Origin of the sequence: Streptomyces sp. NPDC085932 (assembly GCF_044540525.1) — a bacterium.
GTDB lineage: Bacteria > Actinomycetota > Actinomycetes > Streptomycetales > Streptomycetaceae > Streptomyces > Streptomyces levis.
Genome location: NZ_JBITSJ010000001.1, coordinates 103,185 through 127,264, shown reverse-complemented (window position 1 = coordinate 127,264; position 24,080 = coordinate 103,185). Strand labels below are relative to the sequence as shown.

Below are 24,080 nucleotides of genomic sequence, written 5' to 3'. Positions count from 1 at the left end.
GAGGTCCCCATGCCCGAACTGCGTGTCGTGGCCGTCTCGAATGACGGCACACGGCTGGTGCTGAAGGCTGCGGACAGCACGGAGTACACGCTTCCGATCGACGAACGGCTCCGCGCCGCCGTGCGCGGCGACCGTCCCCGCCTCGGCCAGATCGAGATCGAGGTGGAGAGCCACCTCCGTCCCCGCGACATCCAGGCGCGTATACGTGCCGGCGCGACCGCGGAAGAGGTCGCGCAGATGGCCGGCATCCCCGTCGACCGGGTCCGCCGCTTCGAGGGTCCGGTGCTCGCCGAGCGGGCGTTCATGGCGGAGCGGGCCCGCAAGACCCCGGTCCGCCGCCCCGGCGAGAACTCCGGTCCGCCGCTGGGCGAGGCCGTGCAGGAGCGGCTGCTGCTGCGCGGGGCCGACAAGGACACCGTCCAGTGGGACTCGTGGCGTCGTGACGACGGCACGTGGGAGGTCCTGCTGGTCTACCGCGTCGCGGGTGAGCCGCACTCGGCGAGCTGGACGTACGACCCGCCACGGCGGCTCGTCCAGGCCGTCGACGACGAGGCGCGCTCGCTGATCGGCGAGTCCGACGACCTGGCCGCGCCCGAGCCCAGCTTCCCGTTCGTGCCGCGGATCGCCCGGCTGCCGCGCGACAGGCCGCTGGACCGTCCCGGTGACCGCGAGCGGCCGAGCCTGCCCGCGCAGGCGTCCGAGCCGGACGAGGAGACGCTGGCCATCACGGCCTCGTCCGAACGGGACTCGCTGACCAGCCTCCTGGAGGCGGTGCCGAGCTTCCGGGGCGACCTGGTGGTGCCGGAGCGTCCCGCGCCGGAGCCCGAGGAGGAGCCCGTCGTCGAGTCCGAGGAGGAGGAGCCGCCGGCTCCCGCCGCCTCGGCCGGTTCCGCGTACGCGGACGTCCTCATGCCGCGCTCCGTCGGCAGCCACCGCGACCGGCTCATCGGCGCCACCGACCGCCAGGCGGAGGCCGACGGCGTCCGCCCCGGCCGCAGAGCCGCCGTGCCGAGCTGGGACGAGATCGTGTTCGGGACCCGGCGCAAGAAGCAGGAGTAGCCGGATCCGGCCGTCGTCCAGGTGAGAACGCCTGAGGGCCGCACCCGCCGTGCCGGGTGCGGCCCTCACACGCGTCCGGTCCCCGAGGGCCTCGCGTGTCCGATCACTGCCGGGGGCGCGTTCGATCACTGCCGGAGGGCGCGTCCGATCACTGAGGGGCGCGCGCGTCCGGTCAGCAAGGGCCGCGCGTGTCCGGTCACTGAGGGTCCGGCCCCACCGCGACCGGGCGGTCCGGGTCCGCCGACCACTCCGACCACGAGCCCACGTACAGCTCTGCCGCAATGCCCGCGACCGCGAGCGCCAGCACCTGGTGCGCCGCCGACACGCCCGACCCGCAGTACACGCCCACGGGTGAACCCTCCGACACACCGAGGCCCTTGAAGCGTTCGCGGAGTTCCTCGGCGGACAGGAAACGGCCGTCCGCGCCCACGTTCTCCGTCGTGGGCGCCGACACCGCGCCCGGAATGTGACCGGCCACCGGATCGATCGGCTCCACCTCGCCCCGGTACCGCTCCCCCGCCCGCGCGTCCAGCAGCACCCCGGACCGCGCGAGTTCCGCCGCGGCATCCGCGTCGAGCAGTCCCGCGGCGCCCGGCTCGGGCGCGAAGTCGCCCTCCGCCGGAGCGGGCACGGCCGTCTCCAGGGGCCCCTCCCAGGCCGGCAACCCGCCGTCGAGGACCCGCACGTCCGGGTGACCCGTCCAGCGCAGCAGCCACCACGCCCGGGCCGCCGCCCATCCCTGGCCACCGTCGTAGACGACCACCGGCGTCCGGGACGACACGCCCGCCCGGCGCATCGCCGCGCCGAAGCGCGCCAGGTCGGGCAACGGATGCCGGCCGCCCGTGCCCGGCGCCGAGGCCAACTCCCGGTCCAGGTCGACGTAGACGGCGCCCGGCAGGTGTCCTGCCTCGTACGCGACGCGGCCGTCGAACGGCGGTTCGCCGGCCGCCTTCGCCGCCGTGAGCTGCCAGCGGATGTCGAGCAGGACCGGCGGGGTCGGGCCCGTCAGAGCGTGCGCGAGGTCGGATGCGGAGATGATGGCGTTCATGCTCCCCATCCTCGCGCACCGGGTGGCCGAGCCGTCGCCGTCCGGCTACTCTGCTCCGCCGAACCGGGTCGATCACTCGGTGTACGGGAACAAGCACATGCTGTACAGCTGAACGACACCTGTCGACAAGCGCGCCGCAAGGGACAGCGCCCCGCACTTCGGGCATTCTCCCGGACGAGGTTCGTCCCGCGGGGCAGGCCCCACGAGGGCTGCGGAGAGCACGGCCACCGCCAGGCCGAGAAGAGAGTGACGATGAGCGACGCACCGGCGTCCGCCGGCCCGAGCGGCGGAACACCCGCTCGGCACGCGCCCGGCACCCCCTGCTGGGTGAGCCTGATGGTGCACGGCCTGGCCGCGACCGAGGAGTTCTACGGGGCGCTGTTCGGCTGGGAGTTCCGGCCCGGCCCCCAGCAGCTCGGCCCGTACGTGCGCGCGCTGCTCGACGGCCGCGAGGTGGCCGGCATCGGCCAACTGCCGCCGGACCGGCACCTGCCCATCGCGTGGACCCCCTACTTCGCCTCGCGCAACGCCGATCTGACGGCGGAGACGGTACGCAGCTGCGGCGGCACGATCGGCGTGGGCCCGCTGGACGCCGCCGACGCGGGCCGGCTCGCGATCGGCTCCGACCCGTCCGGCGCGGTCTTCGGCGTCTGGCAGCCCGCCGCGCACCTCGGCACGGCCGTCTCGGACGTTCCCGGCACGCCCGCCTGGAACGAGCTGCTCACCTTCGAGTCGGCCACCGTCGCCAAGTTCTACCGGACGGTGTTCGGCTACGAGGAGGAGCCAGTGGTCTCCGCCGACTTCGACTACGTCACCCTGCACCTCGGCGGCCGCCCCGTCGCGGGCGTCCACGGCCTGGGCCAGTCCCTGCCCCGCGACCGGGGCCCGCACTGGGTGACGTACTTCCAGGTCGCCGACGTCGGAGACGCGCTGGACCACCTCGTCCACCTGGGCGGGACCGTCCTGAAGCCGGTGCGGGACACCCCGCAGGGGCGCGTGGCGGCGGTGGCGGATCCGGAAGGAGCGCGGTTCGCGCTGTTGCAGCGGCCGAGCTGACGGGCACCGGGTCGCTGCCCGGCGCGGGCGGTCAGGCCGACGTCACCGGCAGGACGTCCGGGGAAAGGGCCGCCGCGCGGGCCGTCGCGGCCGTCATGCGGCGGCGGTGGTGGCGGCGGCACAGCACCTCGTAGCCGACCTCGTCGGCGGAGCGGGTGACGTCGCCGACGACCACCTGGGCGCCCTCGACGACCATGACGCCGGCTATCGTGCGGGCGTTGTGCGTGGCGCGTGCGCCACACCAGCACAGGGCCTCGACCTGGAGCACCTCGACCCGGTCGGCCAGCTCCACCAGCCGCTGGGAGCCCGGGAACAGCTTGGAGCGGAAGTCGGTCGTGATGCCGAAGGCGTAGACGTCGAGCCCCAGGTCGTCGACGACGCGGGCGAGTTGGTCGATCTGCTCGGGTGCGAGGAACTGCGCCTCGTCGGCGATCACGTAGTCGGCCCGGCCGCCCTGGGAGAGGTGGTCGACGAGGTAGGCGTACAGGTCCTGCCCGTCCTCGACCTCCACGGCGTCCGTGACCAGCCCGAGCCGCGAGGACAGCTTGCCGTGGCCGGCGCGGTCGTCCCGGGAGAAGATCATGCCCTGCAGTCCGCGTGCCGAGCGGTTGTGCTCGATCTGGAGAGCCAGCGTCGACTTCCCGCAGTCCATCGTTCCGCAGAAGAACACCAGCTCGGGCATGGGGGATTGGGCACCTTTCGGCGGAAGGGGGTCGGCGTGCGGTCTCAGGAGCGTACTTCGAGCAGGGGGACCAGCTGCTCGGCGGGGGTCATCGAACCGTGGTTGCCGACCATCGCCGACTCCTTGGGCTCCCGCTCGGAGGCGATGAGCAGGACGTCGTCGCGCGCGGCGGCGACCACGTCGCCGATCCGGTCGTAGACCCGTGCGTCGACGTGCGGGCCGAACCAGCCCGCCTCGATGGCCTGGTCGCGGGAGGCGACCCAGAACTGCTCGCCGAGCACCTCGCGCCAGCAGGTCAGCACGTCGTTCGCGGCGCCCGGTACCGCGTAGACGTGCCGGGCGCGGCCCTCGCCGCCGAGCAGGGCGACTCCGGCGCTGAGCTCCCAGTCCTCGTCGAAGTCGATGCGGTGCTGCTCGCCGAAGGGCACGTCGATCATGCCGTGGTCGGCGGTGACGTAGAGGGCGCTGCGCGGGGGCAGTTGCTCCGCGAGGCGCTGGACCAGGCGGTCGGCGTACATGAGCTGGCCGCGCCAGGCGTCGGAGTCGACGCCGAAACGGTGGCCGGCGCCGTCGACCTCGGCGAAGTACGTGTAGACCAGGGAACGGTCGCCCGCGGCCAGTTGCTCGGCGGCCAGGTCCATCCGGTCCTCGCCGGTCAGCCGTCCCAGGAACGTTCCGCCACTGAGCGCCACCCGGGTGAGCGGCGTGTTCTCGAAAGTCGGGGAGGACACCTGCGCGGCGTGCACACCCGCCTCGTGGGCCCGCTGGAAGACCGTGGGGTAGGGCTGCCAGGGGCCCGGCGGGGTCCAGGGCTGCCAGCGCAGCTGGTTCATCAGCTCCCCGGTGTCCGGATTGCGCACGGTGTAGCCGGGCAGGCCGTGCGCGCCGGGCGGCAGGCCGGTGCCGACCGAGGCCAGGGAGGTCGCCGTGGTCGCCGGGTAGCCGGCGGTGAGCGGACGTCCGGTGCCGCCGCGCGAGGTGGCCAGCAGGGACGTCATGAACGGGGCGTCCTCGGGATGCGCCTTGAGCTGCTCCCAGCCGAGACCGTCGATCAGGAACACGCAGTTCCGGTCGGCCGGGGTCAGCTCGGGGATCGCGGCGGTCATGCCGGGCACGCCCAGCCCGGCGGCCAGGGTGGGCAGCAGGTCGGCGAGGGAGCCGCTGCCGTACTCGGGGGTCGGTGCGGAGGCCACGGCCAGCGGTTCGGGGTGGTGGTCCCAGGCCGTCTTCGGCTGTGCCATCAGCGGGCGCTGTCCGCGGTCGCCTCGGAGAGGGCCTGCGCGAAGTCGAGTGCCTGGCGCACGGTCTCCGGTCCGTCGCCGGCCTCGCTGACGCGCAGGCTGAGGTCGTCCGCCGTGGAGTTTCCGGTGTAGCCGTGGTCCGCCTCGCAGTTGGGGTCGCCGCAGGCGGCCGGCTCCAGGTCGATGCGGGAGACGGCGCCCCAGCCGATGGTGAGCACCACCTCGCGGGGCAGGGTGCCCGGCTTGTACGACTCCGGGTTGGCGACCACGCGGCTGACCACGATCGAGGAGATGCGGCCGATCTTCACCGACTCCGTGGACGTCGTGGCGTACGGCGTCGGGGAGGTGCTGTCGGCGGCCTGTTCGTCGGTGTGGCTGACGATGAAGCGGTGGTCCGTGAGGACGAGCACCGTCACGTGCCGGCGCACCTCGTTCTGGTCGAACGTCGTCTCCTGGTGGACCAGGTACGACCGGATGGGCTCGCCGCCCACGGCGGCTTCCACCGCCTCGGCCACGAGGGCCGGGTAGTAGCCGCTGCGCTCGATCGCCGCCCGCAGCCCCTGGGTCGTCGTACTGGTCTTGGCCATGACGCCCATCCTACGGGGGACCACTGACTGCGAGGCACCGCTCGCCCCCTGTCAGTACGCGGGGAGGGTCCGCGGGCCCAGGTCGTCGCGGGCGGGGGGCGGGGCCAGGCGGACGGAGGCGCCCAGGACGCTCAGGCCGTGCGAGGCGACGACGACCGGCTCCAGGGTGACCGCCACGACCTCGGGATGGTCGTCGACCAGCCGGGAGACGCGCAGCAGCAGTTCCTCCAGGGCGCGGGTGTCGGCCGGTGCGGAGCCGCGCCAGCCGAAGAGGAGGGGGGCCGTGCGGATGGAGCGCACCAGCGTGCCGGCCTCGCGGTCGGTGACGGGGATCAGCCGGTGCGCCGTGTCCCCGAGCAGCTGTGAGGCTGCTCCGGCCAGCCCGAAGGAGAGCACCGCACCGGCCGCCGGGTCGATGACCGCCCGTACGACGACGTCCACGCCGCGTGGCGCCATCCGCTGCACCACGGGGCGCAGCTCGTCCGGCGCGCCGAACAGCTCGGTCAACTCGGCGTACGACCGGCGCAGTTGTTCCTCGTCCGCGAGGTCGAGGCGGACGCCGCCCAGGTCGGCGCGGTGCCTCAGGTGCGGGGCGGTGGCCTTCAGGGCCACGGGGTAGCCGAGGGCGCGGGCGGCGTCCGCGGCGGCGTCCGCCGTCGGGGCCGGCAGGGCGCGGTGGACGTCGATGCCGTAGTGGCCCAGCAGGTCGCAGGTCGCGTCCGTGTCGAGTGTGAGGCCCTGCCCGCGCGCGAGGAGCCCGTCGATCAGGGCCGCGGCGCCCTTCTCGTCGACGTCCTCGTACTCGGGCACCTTGCCGGGGTCGGCGGCGTCGCGCCGCCACTGCGCGTAGGCGAAGGCCTGGCCCAGGGCGCGGACGGCGCGTTCGGCGGCGGGATAGGCCGGGATCAGGTGGGCGCCCTCGGGAGCCTCGGCGGGGGGCCGTGCCGCCGCGGACGCCGGGTCGGGGGCGGGCAGCGGGGGTTTGTCCGCCTCGGGCTGGGGTGCCGTGCTCGCCGCCGCCGACAGGGCCTCCGCCAGGCCGCCGAGCTCCACGTGGACCACGAGGACCGGCTTGGCGGGTGCCGCGGCCGCGGCCGAGCGCAGGGCCTCGGCGAGGGCGGCGTCCCCGACGGAGCCCTCCCCCACCGCCGGGATCGCGGTCACGACCACCGCGTCGCACCGGTCGTCGGCCAGCGCGCGCGACAGGGCCGCGTGGAAGTCCGCGGCGGAGGCGGCCGTGGTCAGGTCCTGCGGAGGGTGCGGCCGCAGTCCCTCGGCGAGGCAGGCGTCATACGTGAGCAGGCCGAGCGACTCGGAGTTGCCGAGGATCGCCACCCGGGGTCCGGCGGGCAGGGGCTGGCGGGCCAGGAGCAGGCCGGCGTCCACCAGCTCGGTGATCGTGTCCACCCGGATCACGCCGGCCTGCCGCAGCAGGGCGGAGACGGTCGCGTGCGGCAGCCGCGTCGCCCGTACGGCGTGTCCCTGGGGGGCCGCTCCGTGCCGGGCGCCCTGGACCACGACCAGCGGCTTCGCCGCGGCGGTCCGGCGGGCGAGGCGGGTGAACTTGCGGGGGTTGCCGATGGACTCCAGGTACATGAGGACGACGTCGGTGTCGGGGTCCTCGTACCAGTACTGCAGGACGTCGTTGCCGGAGACGTCGGCGCGGTTGCCGGAGGAGACGAACGTGGAGACGCCGGTCACGCCCGTGACACCGCCGCCGCGCCGGTGCAGCCGGGACAGCAGGGCGATGCCGATGGCGCCGGACTGGGCGAACAGCCCGATCCGGCCCGGGCGCGGCACCTCCGGGGCGAGGGAGGCGTTGAGGCGCACCCGGGGCGAGGTGTTGATGATGCCGAAGGCGTTCGGGCCGATGATGCGCATGCCGTACGTGCGCGCCTGGCGCACGAGGGCGCGCTGGCGTTCGCGCCCCTCGGGGCCGCTCTCGGCGTACCCGGCGGAGACGACCACGAGCCCCTGCACGCCGTGCTCGCCGCACTCGGCGACGACCTCGGGGACGTGCTCGGCCGGCACGGCGACGACCGCGAGGTCCACGGGGCCGTCGATGTCCCGCACGGAGCGGTGGGCCGGTACCCCGTCGAGCTCCTTCTGCCCCTCGGGCAGGGCTTTGTTCACGGCGTGCAGGCGGCCGGTGAAGCCGGCGTCCCGGATGTTGCCGAGGACGCTGCGGCCCACTCCGTCCGGGGAGCGCCCGGCGCCGATGACGGCGACCGAACCGGGGGCGAGCAGCCGCTGCACCGACCGGGCCTCGGCGCGGTGCTCGCGCGCGTACTGCACGGCGAGCGAGCGGTCGGTGGGCTCCAGGTCGAACTCCAGCCGGACCACGCCGTCCTCGAAGCTGCGCTTCTGGGTGTACCCGGCGTCCGTGAACACCTTGATCATCTTGGTGTTCGCGGGCAGCACCTCGGCGGCGAAGCGGCGGATGCCGCGCTCCCGGGCGACGGCCGCGATGTGTTCGAGCAGGGCGGAGGCGACGCCGCGGCCCTGGTGGGCGTCCTGCACGAGAAAGGCGACCTCGGCCTCGTCGGCGGGTGCGGACGCGGGCGTTCCGTCGGCGCCGATCCGGTCGTAGCGTACGGTGGCGATGAACTCGCCGCCGACCGTGGCCGCGAGTCCCACCCGGTCCACAAAGTCGTGGTGCGTGAAGCGGTGGACGTCCTTGGCGGACAGGCGAGGGTACGGCGCGAAGAAGCGGTAGTACTTCGACTCGTCGGAGACCTGCTCGTAGAAGCTGACCAGACGCTCGGCGTCATCGACGGTGATGGGCCGGACGCGCGCGGTACCCCCGTCGCGCAGCACCACGTCGGCTTCCCAGTGGGCGGGATACTCGTGCCGGTCCGGCGAGGTCTGCATGGGCCCCAGAGTACGGCTAGCGCCTGACAACGGCGCGAGGCAGTCTGTGGAGGGCGTCAGTCGGGTCGAGGCCGCGATCCGACGGCACCCGCGGGGCGGAACGACAGGTCCGCCCCCGGCTTCACGTGTGGGAAACTGGTCTAGACAACCCTGAACAGCGAAGGGCAGCAACACATGGCTGAGCGCCGCGTCAACGTCGGCTGGGCCGAGGGCCTCCACGCCCGCCCCGCCTCCATCTTCGTCCGAGCCGCCACGGCCGCAGGCGTCCCGGTGACGATCGCCAAGGCAGACGGCAACCCCGTCAACGCGGCCTCCATGCTCGCCGTCCTGGGCCTCGGCGCCCAGGGTGGCGAGGAGATCGTCCTCGCGTCCGACGCCGAGGGCGCGGACGCCGCCCTGGACCGGCTGGCAAAGCTGGTCTCCGAGGGCCTCGAGGAACTGCCCGAGACCGTCTGAGTCGTTCGAGCGGTTTTTTCCGCGGGTGAAGCCGCGCCGGCCTGCACGGCCGGTGCGGCTTCACTCATTTCCGGCTACCGGCGGCAAGGAATTCGCACCGCCCGCGGGACGCGCCGACCGGAAAATGGCAGCAGAAATAATCCCCCGCGAATTCACCACTCTTTGTATACGGCTTCCGTGTTAATGCCGCAGGCTCGCCTTGTTTACGGCATGTTGCGGATTCCTCACATGCTCGGCGCGCTCCCGCGGCCGGCCGAGGCGCAGCCGGTGCGCGGCCGTCGCGCGCTCGGTGTGCAGCGCCGTGAGCGCCCGCGCGCGCTCGCCGTCGCCGCGCGCCACCGCGTCCACGATCGCGCCGTGCTCCGTCCAGGACTCCACCGGATCGGCCGGCGTCTCCACCGCGTACATCCAGGCGATCTTGTGGCGCAGCTGGGTGAGCATGGCGATCAGGGCGGGGCTGCCCGAGGCCTGGGCCAGCGTCTCGTGGAACCAGCCGCCCAGGGAACGCAGGTCGTCGCTGGTGCCCCTGCGGGCGCGCTCCTGGCCGAGCCGGACCAGGCCGCGCAGGACCTTCAGATGCGCCTCGGTGCGCCGCTGGGCGGCTCGGGCGGCACCGAGCGGCTCCAGCAGCCCGCGCATCTCCAGCAGGTCGGCGGCCTCCTGCTCGGTGGGCTCGGCCACGCACGCGCCCGCGTGCCGCCGGGTCACCACGAAGCCCTCGGCCTCCAGGGTGCGCAGGGCCTCCCGGACGGGGACGCGCGAGACGCCGTAGCGGCGCGCGAGGAGTTCCTCGGTGAGCCGGCTGCCGCGCTCGTGGACACCCGCGACGATGTCGTCCCGGATGGCCGTGCACACCGAGTGCGCGGGAATACGCATGACCCGACCTCCGCTTAATCCCCGTGAAACGTCGACGAGTGACGTGTGTTCCGTGACTCTATTGCAATCAGCCGGAATTTCCGACGGCAGCCCGGAATCCATGGATATTTTTTGGACAGGGGTCCGGTGAATGCCGAAAGGCCCCGGCTCGGTGAGCCGGGGCCTTTCGGGCGCTGAGCGGGTGGCGTCAGAGGTTCACGCCGTGCGAGCGGAGGTAGGCGAGGGGGTCGATGTCCGAGCCGTACTCGGGGCTCGTGCGGGCCTCGAAGTGCAGGTGCGGGCCGGTGACGTTGCCGGTCGCGCCGGACAGGCCGATCTGCTGGCCCGGGGTGACCTGCTGGCCGACCGAGACGCCGACGGACGACAGGTGGCCGTACTGGGTGTACGTCCCGTCGTTCATCTTGATCACGACCTGGTTGCCGTAGGCACCGCCCCAGCCGGCCTCGACGACCGTGCCCGCGCCGACCGCGTGGACGGAGGTGCCGGTGGCCGCGTGGAAGTCGATGCCGGTGTGGCTGCCGGAGGACCAGACGGCGCCGCCGGCCTTGTAACCGGTGGAGACGTAGGAGCCCGGGATCGGCGAGACGAAGCTGTTGAGGCGCTTGCGCTCGGCCTCGCGGGCGGCGCGCTCCTTGGCCTCGCGGGCCTTCTCGGCGGCTTCCTTGGCCTTCTTCGCGGCCTCGGCCGCGCGCTCACGGGCGGCCTGTTCGGCCTTCTGCCTGGCGGCGGCCTCCTCGGCCGCCTGCTTCTGCGCGACGGCCTGGGCGTCGATCTGCTGGGCCACGGTGTCGCCCATGGTGACGACCGGGGTGAGGCCGGTCTGCTCGACGGCCGGCTCGGAGGCGGCGAAGGCCGGGGCGGCCACGGTGCCGATCACGCCGGTGGTGGCGAGCGCCGCGACGCCCGCCGCGCGGGCGGTGCCGCGCTGGATCCTGCTGGGACGGCGATGCTTGCCGGTGGCGCGTGTGAACGCCATGAAGTGGCTGGTCCTTTCCTTCCCTCTCGCCTACCGGGTTAGCTGACGGGTTCGGAGCAGGAAGGTCTCCTACGGACCCCCTCGCGACTCGCGTGGGCGTCCGATTCACCCCAGGGACTGCGGTTGGGTCCCCGGCTCCCCTGGCTCGCGCCGTACGGGGACTCGGCGATGACTGTCCGGTGCCGCGGGTGCGGCGCACTGCCTGACGAACAGCCCGGACGAAGCTAAACGGGGCCACTTTCAATTCCCAAACGGATCCGGGCTTTTGTAGCGCATCCCACAGGGCAGACAGGCAACTCCCGTCCCAATTCGGGCATAAAGGAGCCCTGGTGCCTTGGAAGACAACCAGGGCTCCTCGGCGCGTGTGCCGTTACTCGGCGGCCACGACCGTGACGTCGCCGATGCCCAGGGCCTCCACGGGGGCCTTGATCTGCGCCGCGTCGCCCACGAGGACGGTCACCAGACGGTCCACGGGGAAGGCGCTGACGGCCGCCGCCGTGGCCTCCACCGTGCCCGTCGCGGCGAGCTGGCGGTAGAGCGTGGCCTGGTAGTCGTCGGGCAGGTGCTGCTCGACCTGGTCGGCCAGCGTGCTCGCGACGGCCGCGGCGGTCTCGTACTTCAGCGGTGCCACCCCGACCAGGTTCTGCACGGCCACGTCCCGCTCGGCGTCGGTCAGTCCCTCGGCGGCGAGGGTGCGCAGCACCGTCCACAAGTCCTGCAGGGCCGGACCGGTGTTGGGGGTGTCCACGGACCCGCTGATGGCGAGCATCGAGGCACCGGTGCCGTCGGGCGCGGAGCGCAGCACCTGGGCGAAGGACCGCACGCCGTAGGTGTAGCCCTTCTCCTCGCGCAGGACGCGGTCCAGGCGGGAGGTGAGGGTGCCGCCGAGGCAGTACGTGCCGAGGACCTGGGCGGGCCAGACGCGGTCGTGCCGGTCCGGTCCGATCCGGCCGATGAGCAGCTGCGTCTGCACGGCGCCCGGGCGGTCCACGATGACGACCCGGCCGGTGTCGTCGGCGGTCACGGGCGGCACCGGGCGCGGCTCGGCCGAGGAGCCGGTCCACGCGCCCAGGGTGTCGCCGAGCAGGGCGTCCAGGTCGATGCCGGTGAGGTCGCCGACCACCACGGCCGTGGCCGTGGCGGGGCGGACGTGCTTCTCGTAGAAGGCGCGCACGGCCGCGGAGTCGATGGCCGCGACCGTCTCCTCGGTGCCCTGGCGGGGCCGCGACATGCGCGAGCCCGCCGGGAACAGCTCCTTGGAGAGCTCCTTGGCGGCGCGGCGGGAGGGGTTGGCCAGCTCGTGCGGGATCTCGTCAAGGCGGTTGCGGACCAGCCGCTCGACCTCGCTGTCCGCGAACGCGGGCGCCCGGAGGGCGTCGGCGATCAGACCGAGGCCCTTGGCGAGCCGGGAGGCCGGGACCTCCAGACTGATCCGGACACCGGGGTGGTCGGCGTGCGCGTCGAGGGTGGCGCCGGCGCGCTCCAGCTCGGCGGCGAACTCCTCGGCCGAGTGCTTGTCGGTGCCCTCCGAGAAGGCCCGCGCCATGATCGTGGCCACGCCGTCCAGGCCGGCCGGCTCGGCCTCCAGGGGGGCGTCCAGCAGCACCTCCACGGCGACGACCTGCTGGCCGGGGCGGTGGCAGCGCAGCACGGTCAGGCCGTTGTCGAGCGTGCCGCGCTCGGGGGCCGGGAAGGCCCAGGGCCGTGCCTCGCCCGCCTGCGGCCGGGGGTGGAAGTCCATCGTGGCGAGCTCGGTCACTTGGCCGCCTCCTCGTTCTCGTCGCCGGCCGCGGCTGCGGTCTCCCCGGCGGTGTCGGCGTCGTCGGTCGCGTCGGCGTTCTCGTCGGCGACGGGCTCGTAGACGAGCACCGCGCGGTTGTCGGGGCGCAGGCGGGCCTTGGCGACCTCCTGGACCTCCTCCGCCGTCACCTCCAGCACGCGCTGCACGGCGGTCAGCGCCAGCTGCGGGTCGCCGAACAGCACGGCGTACCGGCACAGTTCGTCGGCGCGGCCCGCGACCGTGCCGAGCCGGTCCAGCCACTCGCGCTCCAGCTGGGCCTGGGCGCGCTCCATCTCCTCGGCCGTCGGGCCCTCCTCGGCGAACCGGGCGAGCTCCTCGTCGATGGCGGCCTCGATGACCGGCACCTCCACGTCGCCGGACGTCTTCACGTCCAGCCAGCCCAGGGAGGGCGCACCGGCGAGCCGCAGCAGGCCGAAGCCCGCCGCGACGGCCGTACGGTCGCGCCGCACCAGGCGGTTGTACAGGCGGGAGGACTCGCCGCCGCCGAGGACCGTGAGGGCCAGGTCGGCGGCGTCGCACGCGCGCGTGCCGTCCTCGGGCAGGCGGTAGGCGGCCATCAGGGCGCGCGCCGGGACGTCCTCCTCGACGACCTCGCGCAGCTGCTCGCCGATGATCTCGGGCAGCGAACCGTCCCGCGGCGCGGGCTTGCCGTCGTGACCGGGGATGGAGCCGAAGTACTTCTCGATCCAGGCCAGCGTCTGCTCCGGATCGATGTCGCCGACCACGGAGAGCACGGCGTTGTTCGGCGCGTAGTACGTGCGGAAGAACGCGCGCGCGTCCTCCAGGGTGGCCGCGTCCAGGTCGGCCATGGAGCCGATGGGCGTGTGGTGGTACGGGTGGCCCTCGGGGTAGGCGAGGGCGGTGAGCTTCTCGAAGGCGGTGCCGTAGGGGACGTTGTCGTAGCGCTGGCGGCGCTCGTTCTTCACGACGTCCCGCTGGTTCTCCATCGACTCCTCGTCGAGGGCGGCGAGCAGGGAGCCCATGCGGTCGGCCTCCAGCCAGAGGGCGAGCTCGAGCTGGTGGGCGGGCATGGTCTCGAAGTAGTTGGTCCGCTCGAAGCTGGTGGTGCCGTTCAGCGAGCCGCCCGCGCCCTGGACGAGCTCGAAGTGGCCGTTGCCCTTGACCTGGGCGGAACCCTGGAACATCAAGTGCTCGAAAAGGTGAGCCAGGCCGGTACGCCCCTTGACTTCGTGGCGTGAGCCGACGTCGTACCAGAGGCACACCGCCGCGACGGGGGTCAGGTGGTCCTCGGAGAGCACCACGCGCAGACCGTTGGCCAGGCGGTGCTCGGTCGCTGTCAGGCCCCCGGAGCCTGCCTGGGCTGTGGCCGTGTGACCCATGGGCATGTACGTCCCTTCGATCGCGGAGCGGTCTTCACAACCGCGGTTTCCTGCCGGTCCTGCCACTGTATGCAAGCGTGCGAAGCCCTGGTGAAGTTCCCGGCGCCGACCTGGTCCCGGGAGCCGGAAAGGCCTTCCGGACCGGGTCCTGGTCCCGCTTGTCAGTGCGGCGGTCCACAATGGTCGGCGTCAGATCCGGATCGCAGCAGCAAGGAGCCGGCAGCGATGGCCCGCCGCAGCACGAAGACCCCGCCGCCCGACGACTCGTACGAGGAGCGGATCCTCGACATCGACGTCGTCGACGAGATGCAGGGCTCCTTCCTCGAGTACGCGTACTCGGTCATCTACTCCCGGGCCCTGCCGGACGCCCGTGACGGCCTGAAGCCGGTGCACCGCCGCATCGTCTACCAGATGAGCGAGATGGGCCTGCGCCCCGAGCGCGGGTACGTCAAGTGCGCCCGTGTCGTCGGCGAGGTGATGGGCAAGCTGCATCCGCACGGCGACGCGTCGATCTACGACGCGCTCGTGCGCATGGCCCAGCCCTTCTCGATGCGGGTCCCCCTGGTCGACGGCCACGGCAACTTCGGCTCGCTGGGCAACGACGACCCGCCGGCCGCCATGCGGTACACCGAGTGCCGGATGGCCGAGGCCACCAGCCTGATGACGGAGTCGATCGACGAGGACACCGTCGACTTCAACCCCAACTACGACGGCCAGGAGCAGGAACCGGCCGCCCTGCCCGCCGCCTTCCCGAACCTCCTGGTCAACGGCGCCTCGGGCATCGCGGTCGGTATGGCCACGAACATGCCGCCGCACAATCTGCGCGAGGTCATCGCCGCCGCCCGCCACCTGATCAGGCACCCGAACGCGGACCTCGAAGCCCTGATGAAACACGTCCCGGGGCCCGACCTGCCCACCGGCGGCCGCATCGTCGGCCTCTCCGGCATCCGGGACGCCTACGAGACCGGCCGCGGCACGTTCAAGATCCGGGCGACCGTCTCCGTGGAGCAGGTGACGGCCCGCCGCAAGGGCCTCATCGTCACTGAGCTGCCCTTCGCGGTCGGCCCGGAGAAGGTCATCGCCAAGATCAAGGATCTGGTCGGTTCGAAGAAGCTCCAGGGCATCGCCGACGTCAAGGACCTCACCGACCGGGAGCACGGCCTGCGCCTGGTCATCGAGATCAAGAACGGCTTCGTGCCGGAGGCCGTGCTGGAGCAGCTCTACAAGCTGACGCCGATGGAGGAGTCCTTCGGCATCAACAACGTCGCCCTGGTGGACGGCCAGCCGCTCACGCTGGGGCTGAAGGAGCTGCTGGAGGTCTACCTCGACCACCGGTTCGACGTCGTGCGGCGGCGCTCGGAGTTCCGCCGCGGCAAGAAGCGCGACCGCCTCCACCTGGTCGAGGGTCTGCTGACGGCCCTGCTGGACATCGACGAGGTCATCCGGCTGATCCGCTCCAGTGAGAACTCCGCGCAGGCCAAGCAGCGCCTGATGGAGCAGTTCTCGCTGAGCGAGGTGCAGACGCAGTACATCCTCGACACGCCGCTGCGCCGCCTGACCAAGTACGACCGCATCGAACTGGAGACGGAGAAGGAGCGGCTGACCGCGGAGATCGAGGAGCTGACCCGGATCCTCGACTCGGACGCGGAACTGCGCAAGCTGGTCTCCTCCGAACTGGCCACGGTGGCGAAGAAGTTCGGTACCGACCGGCGTACGGTCCTGCTGGAGTCGGGCGGCGCCCCGGTCGCGGCCGTGCCGCTGCAGGTGGCCGACGACCCGTGCCGGGTGCTGCTGTCCTCGACGGGCCTGCTGGCCCGCACGGCGAACGGCGAGCCGTTCCCGGAGGACTCCGGCGCCAAGCGCGTGAAGCACGACGTGATCGTCTCGGCGGTGCCGGCCACCGCGCGCGGTGAGGTCGGCGTGGTCACCTCGGCGGGCCGGCTGCTGCGGCTCAACGTGGTCGACCTGCCCACACTCCCCGAGTCGATGCCGACGCCGAACCTCGCGGGGGGCGCCCCGCTGGCGGAGTTCGTCTCCCTGGACGACGACGAGACGGTGGTCTGCCTTTCGACCCTCGACGAGTCCTCGCCCGGCCTCGCGCTCGGCACGGCCCAGGGTGTCGTGAAGCGCGTCGTGCCGGACTATCCGGCCAACAAGGAAGAGCTGGAGGTGATCACCCTCAAGGAGGGCGACCGGATCGTCGGCGCGGTCGAGCTGCGCACGGGCGAGGAGGACTTGGTCTTCATCACCGACGACGCCCAGCTGCTGCGCTTCCAGGCCGCGCAGGTGCGTCCGCAGGGCCGCCCGGCCGGCGGTGTGGCCGGCATCAAGCTCTCCGAGGGCGCGAAGGTCATCTCCTTCACGGCGGTGGACCCGGCCGCCGACGCGGTGGTCTTCACGGTCGCGGGCTCGCGCGGCACGCTGGACGACTCGGTCCAGACGACGGCCAAGCTGACGCCGTTCGACCAGTACCCGCGCAAGGGCCGGGCCACCGGCGGCGTCCGCTGCCAGCGGTTCCTCAAGGGCGAGGACTGCCTGTCCCTGGCCTGGGCGGGTCCCAGCCCGGCGCTGGCAGCCCAGAAGAACGGCAGCCCGGCCGCGCTGCCGGAGATCGACCCCCGTCGGGACGGCTCGGGTGTGTCGCTGGCCAAGACCGTCGCGGTGGTGGCCGGCCCGGTCTAGGCCGGTTCGGCGGGATCCTCGTCCCGGCCGCGTACGTACCGCAGGACGCCCCACATGCCGTGCTCGTCGGCGTGCGGGGCGTCGCTCCGGCAGGCGTCGAGCTGCTGGTCGAGGGCGGGGGCGTCGATGCCGGAGCCGATGAGGACCAGCTGTGTGAGGCGCTCCTCGCCGGCCGGCCAGGGCTCCGGGTAGAAACGCAGGAACCGCCCGACGGCGTGGACGGAGTAGCGGTTGCGGACGTCGTACGGGCCGAAGTCGACGTACCCCTTGATCCGGTACAGCCCCTCGGGACGGCTGTCGAGGAACTCCATCAGCCGGCGCGGATCGAGGGGCCGTGCCGAGGTGAACGACAGGCTGTCGTAGGCACTGTGCAGGTGCCCGGCGTGGTCGTTGTGTTCGCCGTGTTCGCCGTGTTCGCCGTGTTCGCCGTGTTCGCCGTGTTCGCCGGGCGCATCGTGGTCGTGGAGGTCGTCGAAGGACAGCTGCCCGATGCGTTCCTCGCTCGGCCGGCAGTCGAAGAGGAACTCGGGGTCGATCCGCCCGTAGGCGGCCGGGACGACGGCGGCGCGGTCGGCGAGGGACCGGACGAGTCCGAGGACGCGCTTGCCGTCCGCCGCCCGGTCCATCTTGTTGACCACGACGAGGTCGGCCAGCGCGAGATGCCGGTCGAGCTCGGGATGCCGGGCCCGGGTGGCATCGAACTCGGCGGCGTCGACGACCTCGACGAGCCCGCCGTACACGATGCCCGGGAGCTCGCTGGCGAGCAGCATCCGCACGAGCTCCTGCGGCTCGGCCAGGCCGCTCGCCTCGATGACGACGACGTCGATGCCGAGGGAGGGTTCGGCGAGCTTCTCCAGGTACTGGTCGAGTTCGCTCGCGTCGACCGCGCAGCACAGGCACCCGTTGCCGAGGGAGACCGTGGAGTCGCCGAGCGCCCCGGCCACGGCCATCGCGTCGATCTCGATGGCCCCGAAGTCGTTGACGATGGCCCCGATCCGGCTCCCGCCGCTGCGGTGGAGGAGGTGGTTGAGCAGTGTGGTCTTCCCCGACCCGAGAAATCCGGCCAGGACGACGACCGGGATCTGCTGCGGCTGCGGACTCGGCTGACGCACGGACGACCTCTTTCACACCGACGCGCGCACCGGCTTGCCCGACCGGCACACGTACGAGCTGGGATGCGGCCAGGATACGAGCCGGGGAGATCGCGCCGGCGCCTGCTCAGGCCGGTACCGGGGCCGGGGCCTGCGGTCCCACGTAACGGGCCACCGGGCGGATGATCTTCGTGTCCTCCGCCTGTTCCAGGATGTTGGCGCTCCAGCCCACCACCCGCGCGGCGGCGAAGGTCGGGGTGAACATCTCGCGGGGCAGGCCGCAGAGTTCCATGACGACGCCCGCGTAGTACTCGACGTTGGTGTGGAGTTCACGGCCGGGCTTGAGCTCCGCCAGGATCGCCTCGACGTGCCGTTCGACCTCCACGGCGAAGTCCACCCGCGGTCCGCCGAACTTCCGGGCGACCTCGCGCAGCATCCGCGACCGCGGGTCCTCCGTGCGGTAGATCGCGTGCCCGAAGCCCATGATGCGCTCACCGGCGAGCACCCTGGCGCGCACCCAGGCGTCGATGCGGTCCGGGGTGCCGATCGCGTCCAGTGTGTCCAGGGCGCGGCTGGGCGCGCCTCCGTGCAACGGCCCCGACAGCGCCGCCACGGCACCGGCGAGGCACGCCGCCATGTCCGCGCCCGTCGAGGCGATCACCCGGGCCGTGAACGTTGACGCATTGAATCCGTGGTCAATGGTGGAGATGAGGTACTGCTCGACGGCCCGGGCGCGCTCTTCGTCCTGTACCGAGCCGGTCAGCATGTACAGGTAGTTCGCCGCGTAGGTCAGATCCTCCCGTGGCTCCACCGGTTCGAGCCCCTGCCCCAGCCGGTGCAGGGCGGTGAGCAGGGTGGGCACGGCGGCCGCCGCTTCGAGCGCGTCCCGTCGGCGCTGTTCGGCATCGATGTCGTACACCGGCCGGAAGCCCTTCGCGGCGCCCAGCAGCGACAGCGCCGTGCGCATCCCGGCGAGCGGGCCGGAGCGTCCGCCGGCCGCGGCGACGGCCGGAAGGGCGGCGCGCACCTCGTCCGGCAGGCGCCGCAGCGCGGCGGTCTCCCGTGCGAAGGCCGCGCCGCGGCCGGCGTCGGGCAGCTCGCCGTGCACGAGCAGGTGCCAGACGTCCTCGAAGCCGCGGGTCTGCGCGAGCTCGACGGCCGAGTACTGGCGGTAGTGGTAGAAGCCCTCGAGACCGCGGACGTCACCGATCCGGGTGTCGGTGACGACGACGCCGGCGAGCCCGCGCGGTACCTCGACGAGAGTGGCTGTGGACCTGTTGACGGACATGTCTTCCTCCCTGGACTTGATTCGACTGTCCATGCTTGACTTGAGCCCTGTCAACATTGATTCAATCAATGTAAGAGTCAATGTCCCACTGGACGGCTACGGTGGCCCCCATGCGCGATCAAGAACCCGCCCCTGTCGACCCGGGGCGGCGGCTGAGCACAAAGGAGGCCGCCGAGCTGCTCGGCGTGAAGCCGGAGACGGTCTACGCCTACGTCAGCCGCGGCCAGCTCAGCAGCCGGCGTGGCAGCGGCGGCCGGGGCAGCACCTTCGACGCCCGGGAGGTCGAAGCCCTCGCCCGGCGCAACAGGCGCGAGAGCGCGGTCACTCCGGGGGCCGGCAACGAACTGTCCGTGCGCACCCGACTCACGCTCATCGAGAGCGACCGGTACTACTTCCGCGGCGTCGACGCCGTCGACCTGGCCATGCGGCACAGCTACGAGGAGGTCGCCGAGTGGCTGTGGACGGGCCGGTTGCGCCCGGGCACGACGTTCACGGCACCCGCCGGTTCCGTGGCCGTCGCCCGCCGCGCCGTCGACGCCCTGCCCGAACACGCCGCGCCAGCCGACCTGCTCCGCGTCGCGACGATCGCCGCCGCGACCGCGGACCCACTGCGCTTCGACCTGTCCGAGGACGCCGTGCTCGGCACGGCCCGCACCCTCATCCCGACACTTGTCGCCGCCCTGCCGCCCGCCGGGCGTGACCGCCGCGACGACCGCCGTCACGACAGCCGTCATCACTACAGCCGTACCGAGGGCCGTGGCGAGGGCCGTGGTGAGGGCCGTGGCGACCGCCTTGATCAGACCCCGCTGGCCCGGCGCCTGTGGACCCGGCTGTCCCCGCGGGAGGCCGACGCGGCGTCCCTGCGCGTGCTGGACACGGCCCTCGCCCTCCTCGTCGACCACGACCTGGCCGCCTCCACCCTCGCGGTGCGGGTCGCCGCCTCGGCCCGCGCGCACGCCTACGCGGCCGTCTCCGCCGGGCTCGGCGTGATCGAGGGCCCCCTGCACGGCGCGGCCAGCGGGCTCGCCCACCGGATGCTCCAGGACGTCCTCGACCAGGGCGACGCCGGGCCGGTGATCGCCGACGAACTGCGCGCAGGCCGCCGCATCCCGGGACTCGGGCACCGGCTGTACCCGGGCGAGGATCCACGCGCGCGTGCCCTGTTCTCCCTCCTGGAGGGCGTCCCGCGCGCCGAACCCGCCCTCCTCGCGGCCCGGGACATCGTCGACACCGCCGCCCGTCACGCCCCGCTGCACGCCAATGTCGACCTCGCCCTCGCCGTGCTCACCGCGTCGTGCGGCATGTCCGCGAGCGCCGGCGAGACGATCTTCGCCGTGGCCCGTACGGCGGGCTGGATCGCCCACGCCCTGGAGGAGTACGGCGAACGCCCGCTGCGGATGCGCCCGAGCGGTCTCTACGCAGGTCCGAAGCCGCCTCAGCCACTACCGGAGTAGACCGGGGCGGCCCCGGGAGGAGAGCCGGGCCAAGTCAGGTTAGGCTCACCTCTGTGAGTACGTGCTCAAGCGTCTCCCGGGACTCCGACGAGCCCGTTTCGGGAACCGCGGCGACCGCGAGGACCTGGCTGCTGCTGGAGCAGCCCGGTCCGTGGGGTGCCAAGGCGCTCACCTCGAGCCACCTGGACCCCGCGCTCGGGCGTGCCCTGGAGGCGGCCGCGCAGGACACGGGCGTACGGATCGCGCTCATCCGCCGTCCCGGGCGTCACGCCGACAGCCGGATGCCCGCCGCCCGCCGCGTGTTCGCGGCGCACACCGCCCCGGGCAACGGGTGGCTGCACGCCGCCACGACCTCCGATCCCGCGCGCCTGCTCGACCTCGACTTCGCCGCACTCGGCCGGGGCGACCACCACTCCTTCGACGCGGTGCTCGGCGCGGAGCCGCATGAGGGCGACCCGCTGGCGCTCGTCTGCACCAACGGCAAGCGCGACCGCTGCTGCGCCCTGCTGGGCCGCCCCCTCGCGGCCGAGCTCGCCGCCTCCGAGGCCGAGGGCGTCTGGGAGGTCACCCATCTGGGTGGTCACCGTTTCTCCCCGACCGTGCTGGTGCTGCCGTACGGATACGCCTACGGGCGGGCCGAGGCGCACCTGCTCAAGGAAGTCCTGCAAGGCGCGCGCGAGGGACGTGTCGTCGTGGAGGGCTGCCGGGGCAGGTCGGCCTGGGAGCGGCCGGGCCAGGCCGCCGAGCTCGCCGTGCGCACCGGCATCGGCGAGTACGCGGCGGAGACGCTGAGCGTCGTGCGGACGGCCGGCGCCGCCCCGCACTGGGAGGTGACCGTCGCCCATGCCGACGGACGCCGCTGGCAGGTGGAGGTGGCCCAGAGCGCGGCTCTGCCGCCCCGTCCGGAGAGCTGCGGGGCGTCGGTCCTTGGCTCACCCGCGCGGATGGACGTGGTGGCGGTGCGCGAGACCCGCGTGACGACGGCCCTCGCCAGCTGACGCGGTCCCCGCTGCACCATTGATCAAGAGATCACGCCATTGATCAAGAGATCCGAGCCACCCCTGTTACGGGACCCGGGCAGCCGCACGTACCGTCTTCGGTATGAGCCCCACTCCCCCCGCACGTCGCCTGCGCCTCGGCCTGCCGCGGCGGGTGTTCTCGCAGGTGCTGCTGATGCAGGTGGCCATCGCCGCCGGAGTCGCGGTCCTCGCGACCGGGCTGTTCCTGGCTCCCCTGGGTGACCAGCTGGACGATCAGGCCATGCGCCGCGCGCTGGCGATCGCCCAGACCACCGCGCAGCAGCCCGGGCTCGCGAAGGACCTGCGGGACACGCCGCCGTCGCCGAACGGCCCGGTGCAGCAGGAGGCGGAGCGCATCCGCAAGGCCACCCAGGCCGAGTACATCGTGGTGATGGACTGGCGGGGCGTGCGCTGGTCGCACACCGACCCGAAGCAGATCGGCGGGATCGTCTCCACCGACCCGGGTCAGGCCCTGGCCGGCCACGAGGTCATGGAGATCGACGACGGCACGCTCGGCCGTTCCGCCCGGGGCAAGGTGCCGCTGCGCGACGGTGACGGCACGGTCGTCGGCGCGGTGTCGGTCGGCATCGCCTACGACAGCGTCCGGGGCCGGCTCATCCACGCGATCCCGGGGCTGCTCGCGTACGCCGGCGGTGCCCTGGCCGTGGGCGCGCTGGCGGCCTGGCTGATCTCCCGGCGCGTGCACCGGCAGACCCGGGACCTGGCCTTCTCGGACATCGCCGCGCTGCTGTCGGAGCGGGAGGCGATGCTGCACGGCATCCGGGAGGGCGTCGTCGCCCTGGACCGCACCGGCCGCATCCGGCTCGTCAACGACGAGGCGCAGCGCCTGCTGGGCCTCGGGGACACCATGGTGGGCCGCACCCCCGACGAGGCGCTGGGCGCGGGCCGTACGGCCGATGTCCTGGCCGGGCGCGTGACCGGCACGGACCTGCTCACCGTGCGGGGCCAGCGCGTGCTGGTCGCCAACCGGATGCCCACCGACGACGGCGGCGCCGTGGCCACCCTGCGCGACCGCACCGAACTGGAGCAGCTGGGCCGCGAACTCGACTCCACCCGCGGTCTGATCGACGCCCTGCGCGCGCAGGACCACGAACACGCCAACCGGATGCACACACTTCTGGGGCTGCTGGAACTGGAGATGTACGACGACGCCGTCGACTTCGTCGGCGAGGTGGTCGGCGACCACCGCGCCACGTCCGAGCAGATCACCGAGCGGGTCGAGGACCCGCTGCTCGCCGCCCTGCTGGTCGGCAAGGCGACCGTGGCGGCCGAGCGGGGCGTCGCCCTGGGGGTCTCGGACCGGACCCGGCTGCCCGACCGGCTGGTCGACCCGCAGGGGCTCGTCACGGTCGTCGGCAACCTGGTGGACAACGCCCTCGACGCGGCCGCGGGCACGCCGCACGCGCGCGTGGAGGTCGAACTGCGCTCCGAGGGCCGTACGGTGACCCTGCGGGTGCGGGACACCGGCCCGGGAATCCCGCCGGAGAACCGGGAGTTGATCTTCACCGAGGGGTGGTCGACGAAGAAGCCGCCCGCCCACCGGGAACGGGGCATCGGGCTGTCCCTGGTGCGCAGACTCGCCGAACGCCAGGGCGGCAGCGCGACCGTCGGCGAGGCGCACGGCGGGGGCGCCGAGTTCACCGTCGTACTGCCCGAGGCACTGACCGAGCCGGGCCCCGAGCCGGCCCTGACTGCGCCGTCCGTTCCGCAGCACGCCGAGGAGGGGTCGTGATGATCGAGGTCCTGGTCGTGGACGACGACACCAGGGTCGCCCGGGTCAACGCCGCCTACGTCGAGAAGGTGCCGGGCTTCCACGTCGCCGGTGAGGCGCACAACGCGGCGGACGCGCTGCGCCAGGTGGAGACGCTGCCCCGGCTGGACCTGGTGCTGCTGGACCACTACCTGCCCGACGAGACGGGGCTGGCGGTCGTCCAGGAGATGCGGCGGCGCGGCCACCAGACCGACGTGATCATGGTGACGGCGGCCCGGGACGTGTCCACGGTGCAGGCGGCGATGCGGTACGGAGCCCTGCAGTACCTGGTCAAGCCGTTCGCCTTCGCGGGCCTGCGCGCGAAGCTGGAGGCGTACGCGGAGCTGCGCCGCACCCTCGACGGGGGCGGCGAGGCGGAACAGGCGGAGGTGGACCGCATCTTCGGCGCCCTGTCGGCCGGGGCGGAGCCCGCCCTGCCGAAAGGCCACTCCCCCACGACCGCTGAACTGGTCCGGCAGTCCCTGATGAACGCCGACGGACCGCTGTCCGCCCAGGAGATCGCCGAACGGACCGGGGTGAGCCGCCAGACCGCGCAGCGCTACCTCAAGCTCCTGGAGCGCACGGGCCGGGCCCGGCTCACCCTCAAGTACGGCGACGCGGGCCGCCCGGAACACCGTTACGTGTGGGCCACCCGGTCATAGCGGCTCAGCGGCCGGGTGCAGCCACCACGTCCCGGAGACGGCCGCTGCTTCACGCGAGGGGCCGCTGCGCACGGGAGGCGACCGCTAGGCCCGGAGACAGCGGCCGCGGGCCCGGAGACG

19 protein-coding genes and 1 riboswitch are annotated in these 24,080 nt (G+C 73.0%); of the genes, 8 read left to right on the top strand and 11 right to left on the bottom strand.

The window, feature by feature from the left end; all coding sequences use genetic code 11:
- The first annotated feature begins 9 nt into the window (after positions 1-9).
- Complete coding sequence (gene sepH / locus ACIGAQ_RS00500; protein WP_311683328.1) at positions 10-1,059, top strand: septation protein SepH; 1,050 nt, start codon at positions 10-12, stop codon at positions 1,057-1,059.
- A gap of 196 nt (positions 1,060-1,255) precedes the next feature.
- Here sepH and ACIGAQ_RS00495 read toward each other — a convergent pair whose 3' ends face one another.
- Complete coding sequence (locus ACIGAQ_RS00495) at positions 1,256-2,107, bottom strand: sulfurtransferase (protein ID WP_399778065.1); 852 nt, start codon at positions 2,105-2,107, stop codon at positions 1,256-1,258.
- Positions 2,108-2,359: 252 nt separating this feature from the next.
- On the opposite strand from ACIGAQ_RS00495, the gene ACIGAQ_RS00490 reads away from it, so the two are divergent.
- Positions 2,360-3,163, top strand: coding sequence for a VOC family protein (locus ACIGAQ_RS00490; RefSeq protein WP_311683332.1), 804 nt, complete (start codon positions 2,360-2,362; stop codon positions 3,161-3,163).
- 31 nt (positions 3,164-3,194) lie between these two features.
- Here the strand turns inward: ACIGAQ_RS00490 and ACIGAQ_RS00485 are convergent, their stop codons facing one another.
- Genes ACIGAQ_RS00485 through ACIGAQ_RS00470 form a run of 4 tightly spaced genes read right to left on the bottom strand, consistent with a single transcriptional unit; the run spans position 3,195 to position 8,544 of the window.
- The gene (locus ACIGAQ_RS00485; RefSeq protein ID WP_399778063.1) at positions 3,195-3,845 is read right to left on the bottom strand and encodes a thymidine kinase; all 651 of its coding nucleotides are present in this window, start codon (positions 3,843-3,845) and stop codon (positions 3,195-3,197) included.
- A 44-nt stretch (positions 3,846-3,889) separates the two neighbouring features.
- On the bottom strand, positions 3,890-5,086 hold the full coding sequence (locus ACIGAQ_RS00480) for an alkaline phosphatase family protein (RefSeq protein ID WP_311683336.1): 1,197 nt from the start codon (positions 5,084-5,086) through the stop codon (positions 3,890-3,892).
- Positions 5,086-5,673: a DUF5998 family protein gene (locus ACIGAQ_RS00475; protein ID WP_094053888.1), complete on the bottom strand. Its 588-nt coding sequence runs from the start codon at positions 5,671-5,673 to the stop codon at positions 5,086-5,088. Before ACIGAQ_RS00475 ends, ACIGAQ_RS00480 begins: the two co-directional genes overlap by 1 nt.
- Positions 5,674-5,724: 51 nt before the next feature.
- Entirely contained in the window at positions 5,725-8,544 is a 2,820-nt protein-coding gene (locus ACIGAQ_RS00470; RefSeq protein ID WP_399778060.1) for a GNAT family N-acetyltransferase, read from the bottom strand.
- A gap of 174 nt (positions 8,545-8,718) precedes the next feature.
- Here ACIGAQ_RS00470 and ACIGAQ_RS00465 point away from each other — a divergent pair, with 174 nt between their 5' ends.
- Positions 8,719-9,000: an HPr family phosphocarrier protein gene (locus tag ACIGAQ_RS00465; RefSeq protein ID WP_003993478.1), complete on the top strand. Its 282-nt coding sequence runs from the start codon at positions 8,719-8,721 to the stop codon at positions 8,998-9,000.
- Between the two features lie 180 nt (positions 9,001-9,180).
- On the opposite strand, the gene ACIGAQ_RS00460 is transcribed toward ACIGAQ_RS00465, so the two are convergent.
- The 4 genes from ACIGAQ_RS00460 to ACIGAQ_RS00445 form a co-directional block, all read right to left on the bottom strand.
- Entirely contained in the window at positions 9,181-9,876 is a 696-nt protein-coding gene (locus ACIGAQ_RS00460; RefSeq protein ID WP_311683343.1) for a GntR family transcriptional regulator, read from the bottom strand.
- A 187-nt stretch (positions 9,877-10,063) separates the two neighbouring features.
- Complete coding sequence (locus ACIGAQ_RS00455; RefSeq protein ID WP_399778058.1) at positions 10,064-10,852, bottom strand: M23 family metallopeptidase; 789 nt, start codon at positions 10,850-10,852, stop codon at positions 10,064-10,066.
- Between the two features lie 12 nt (positions 10,853-10,864).
- Positions 10,865-11,030, bottom strand: a riboswitch (cyclic di-AMP (ydaO/yuaA leader).
- A 192-nt stretch (positions 11,031-11,222) separates the two neighbouring features.
- On the bottom strand, positions 11,223-12,611 hold the full coding sequence (locus ACIGAQ_RS00450; RefSeq protein ID WP_311683347.1) for a pitrilysin family protein: 1,389 nt from the start codon (positions 12,609-12,611) through the stop codon (positions 11,223-11,225).
- Positions 12,608-13,999 carry a pitrilysin family protein gene (locus ACIGAQ_RS00445; protein WP_362278279.1) on the bottom strand — a complete coding sequence of 464 codons (1,392 nt, stop codon included), beginning with the start codon at positions 13,997-13,999 and terminating at the stop codon, positions 12,608-12,610. The genes ACIGAQ_RS00450 and ACIGAQ_RS00445 overlap by 4 nt, the downstream gene beginning before the upstream one ends.
- Before the next feature lie 219 nt (positions 14,000-14,218).
- Here ACIGAQ_RS00445 and ACIGAQ_RS00440 point away from each other — a divergent pair, with 219 nt between their 5' ends.
- Positions 14,219-16,675 (top strand): DNA topoisomerase (ATP-hydrolyzing) subunit A, encoded by a 2,457-nt coding sequence (locus tag ACIGAQ_RS00440; protein ID WP_399778055.1) that lies wholly within the window; start codon positions 14,219-14,221, stop codon positions 16,673-16,675.
- Here ACIGAQ_RS00440 and ACIGAQ_RS00435 read toward each other — a convergent pair.
- Both ACIGAQ_RS00435 and ACIGAQ_RS00430 read right to left on the bottom strand, forming a co-directional pair.
- Positions 16,672-17,787: a CobW family GTP-binding protein gene (locus tag ACIGAQ_RS00435; RefSeq protein WP_399778053.1), complete on the bottom strand. Its 1,116-nt coding sequence runs from the start codon at positions 17,785-17,787 to the stop codon at positions 16,672-16,674. The genes ACIGAQ_RS00440 and ACIGAQ_RS00435 overlap by 4 nt on opposite strands.
- A 106-nt stretch (positions 17,788-17,893) precedes the next feature.
- On the bottom strand, positions 17,894-19,054 hold the full coding sequence (locus ACIGAQ_RS00430) for a citrate synthase/methylcitrate synthase (protein WP_399778051.1): 1,161 nt from the start codon (positions 19,052-19,054) through the stop codon (positions 17,894-17,896).
- 110 nt (positions 19,055-19,164) lie between these two features.
- On the opposite strand from ACIGAQ_RS00430, the gene ACIGAQ_RS00425 reads away from it, so the two are divergent.
- The 4 genes from ACIGAQ_RS00425 to ACIGAQ_RS00410 all read left to right on the top strand — a co-directional run bounded on the left by ACIGAQ_RS00425 (position 19,165) and on the right by ACIGAQ_RS00410 (position 23,960).
- The gene (locus tag ACIGAQ_RS00425; RefSeq protein ID WP_399778048.1) at positions 19,165-20,508 is read left to right on the top strand and encodes a citrate synthase; all 1,344 of its coding nucleotides are present in this window, start codon (positions 19,165-19,167) and stop codon (positions 20,506-20,508) included.
- Positions 20,509-20,561: 53 nt separating this feature from the next.
- Complete coding sequence (locus ACIGAQ_RS00420; protein WP_399778046.1) at positions 20,562-21,506, top strand: sucrase ferredoxin; 945 nt, start codon at positions 20,562-20,564, stop codon at positions 21,504-21,506.
- A 103-nt stretch (positions 21,507-21,609) separates the two neighbouring features.
- On the top strand, positions 21,610-23,280 hold the full coding sequence (locus tag ACIGAQ_RS00415) for an ATP-binding protein (protein WP_399778044.1): 1,671 nt from the start codon (positions 21,610-21,612) through the stop codon (positions 23,278-23,280).
- Positions 23,280-23,960 carry a response regulator gene (locus tag ACIGAQ_RS00410; protein WP_311683391.1) on the top strand — a complete coding sequence of 227 codons (681 nt, stop codon included), beginning with the start codon at positions 23,280-23,282 and terminating at the stop codon, positions 23,958-23,960. The genes ACIGAQ_RS00415 and ACIGAQ_RS00410 overlap by 1 nt, the downstream gene beginning before the upstream one ends.
- Positions 23,961-24,080: the final 120 nt, after the last annotated feature.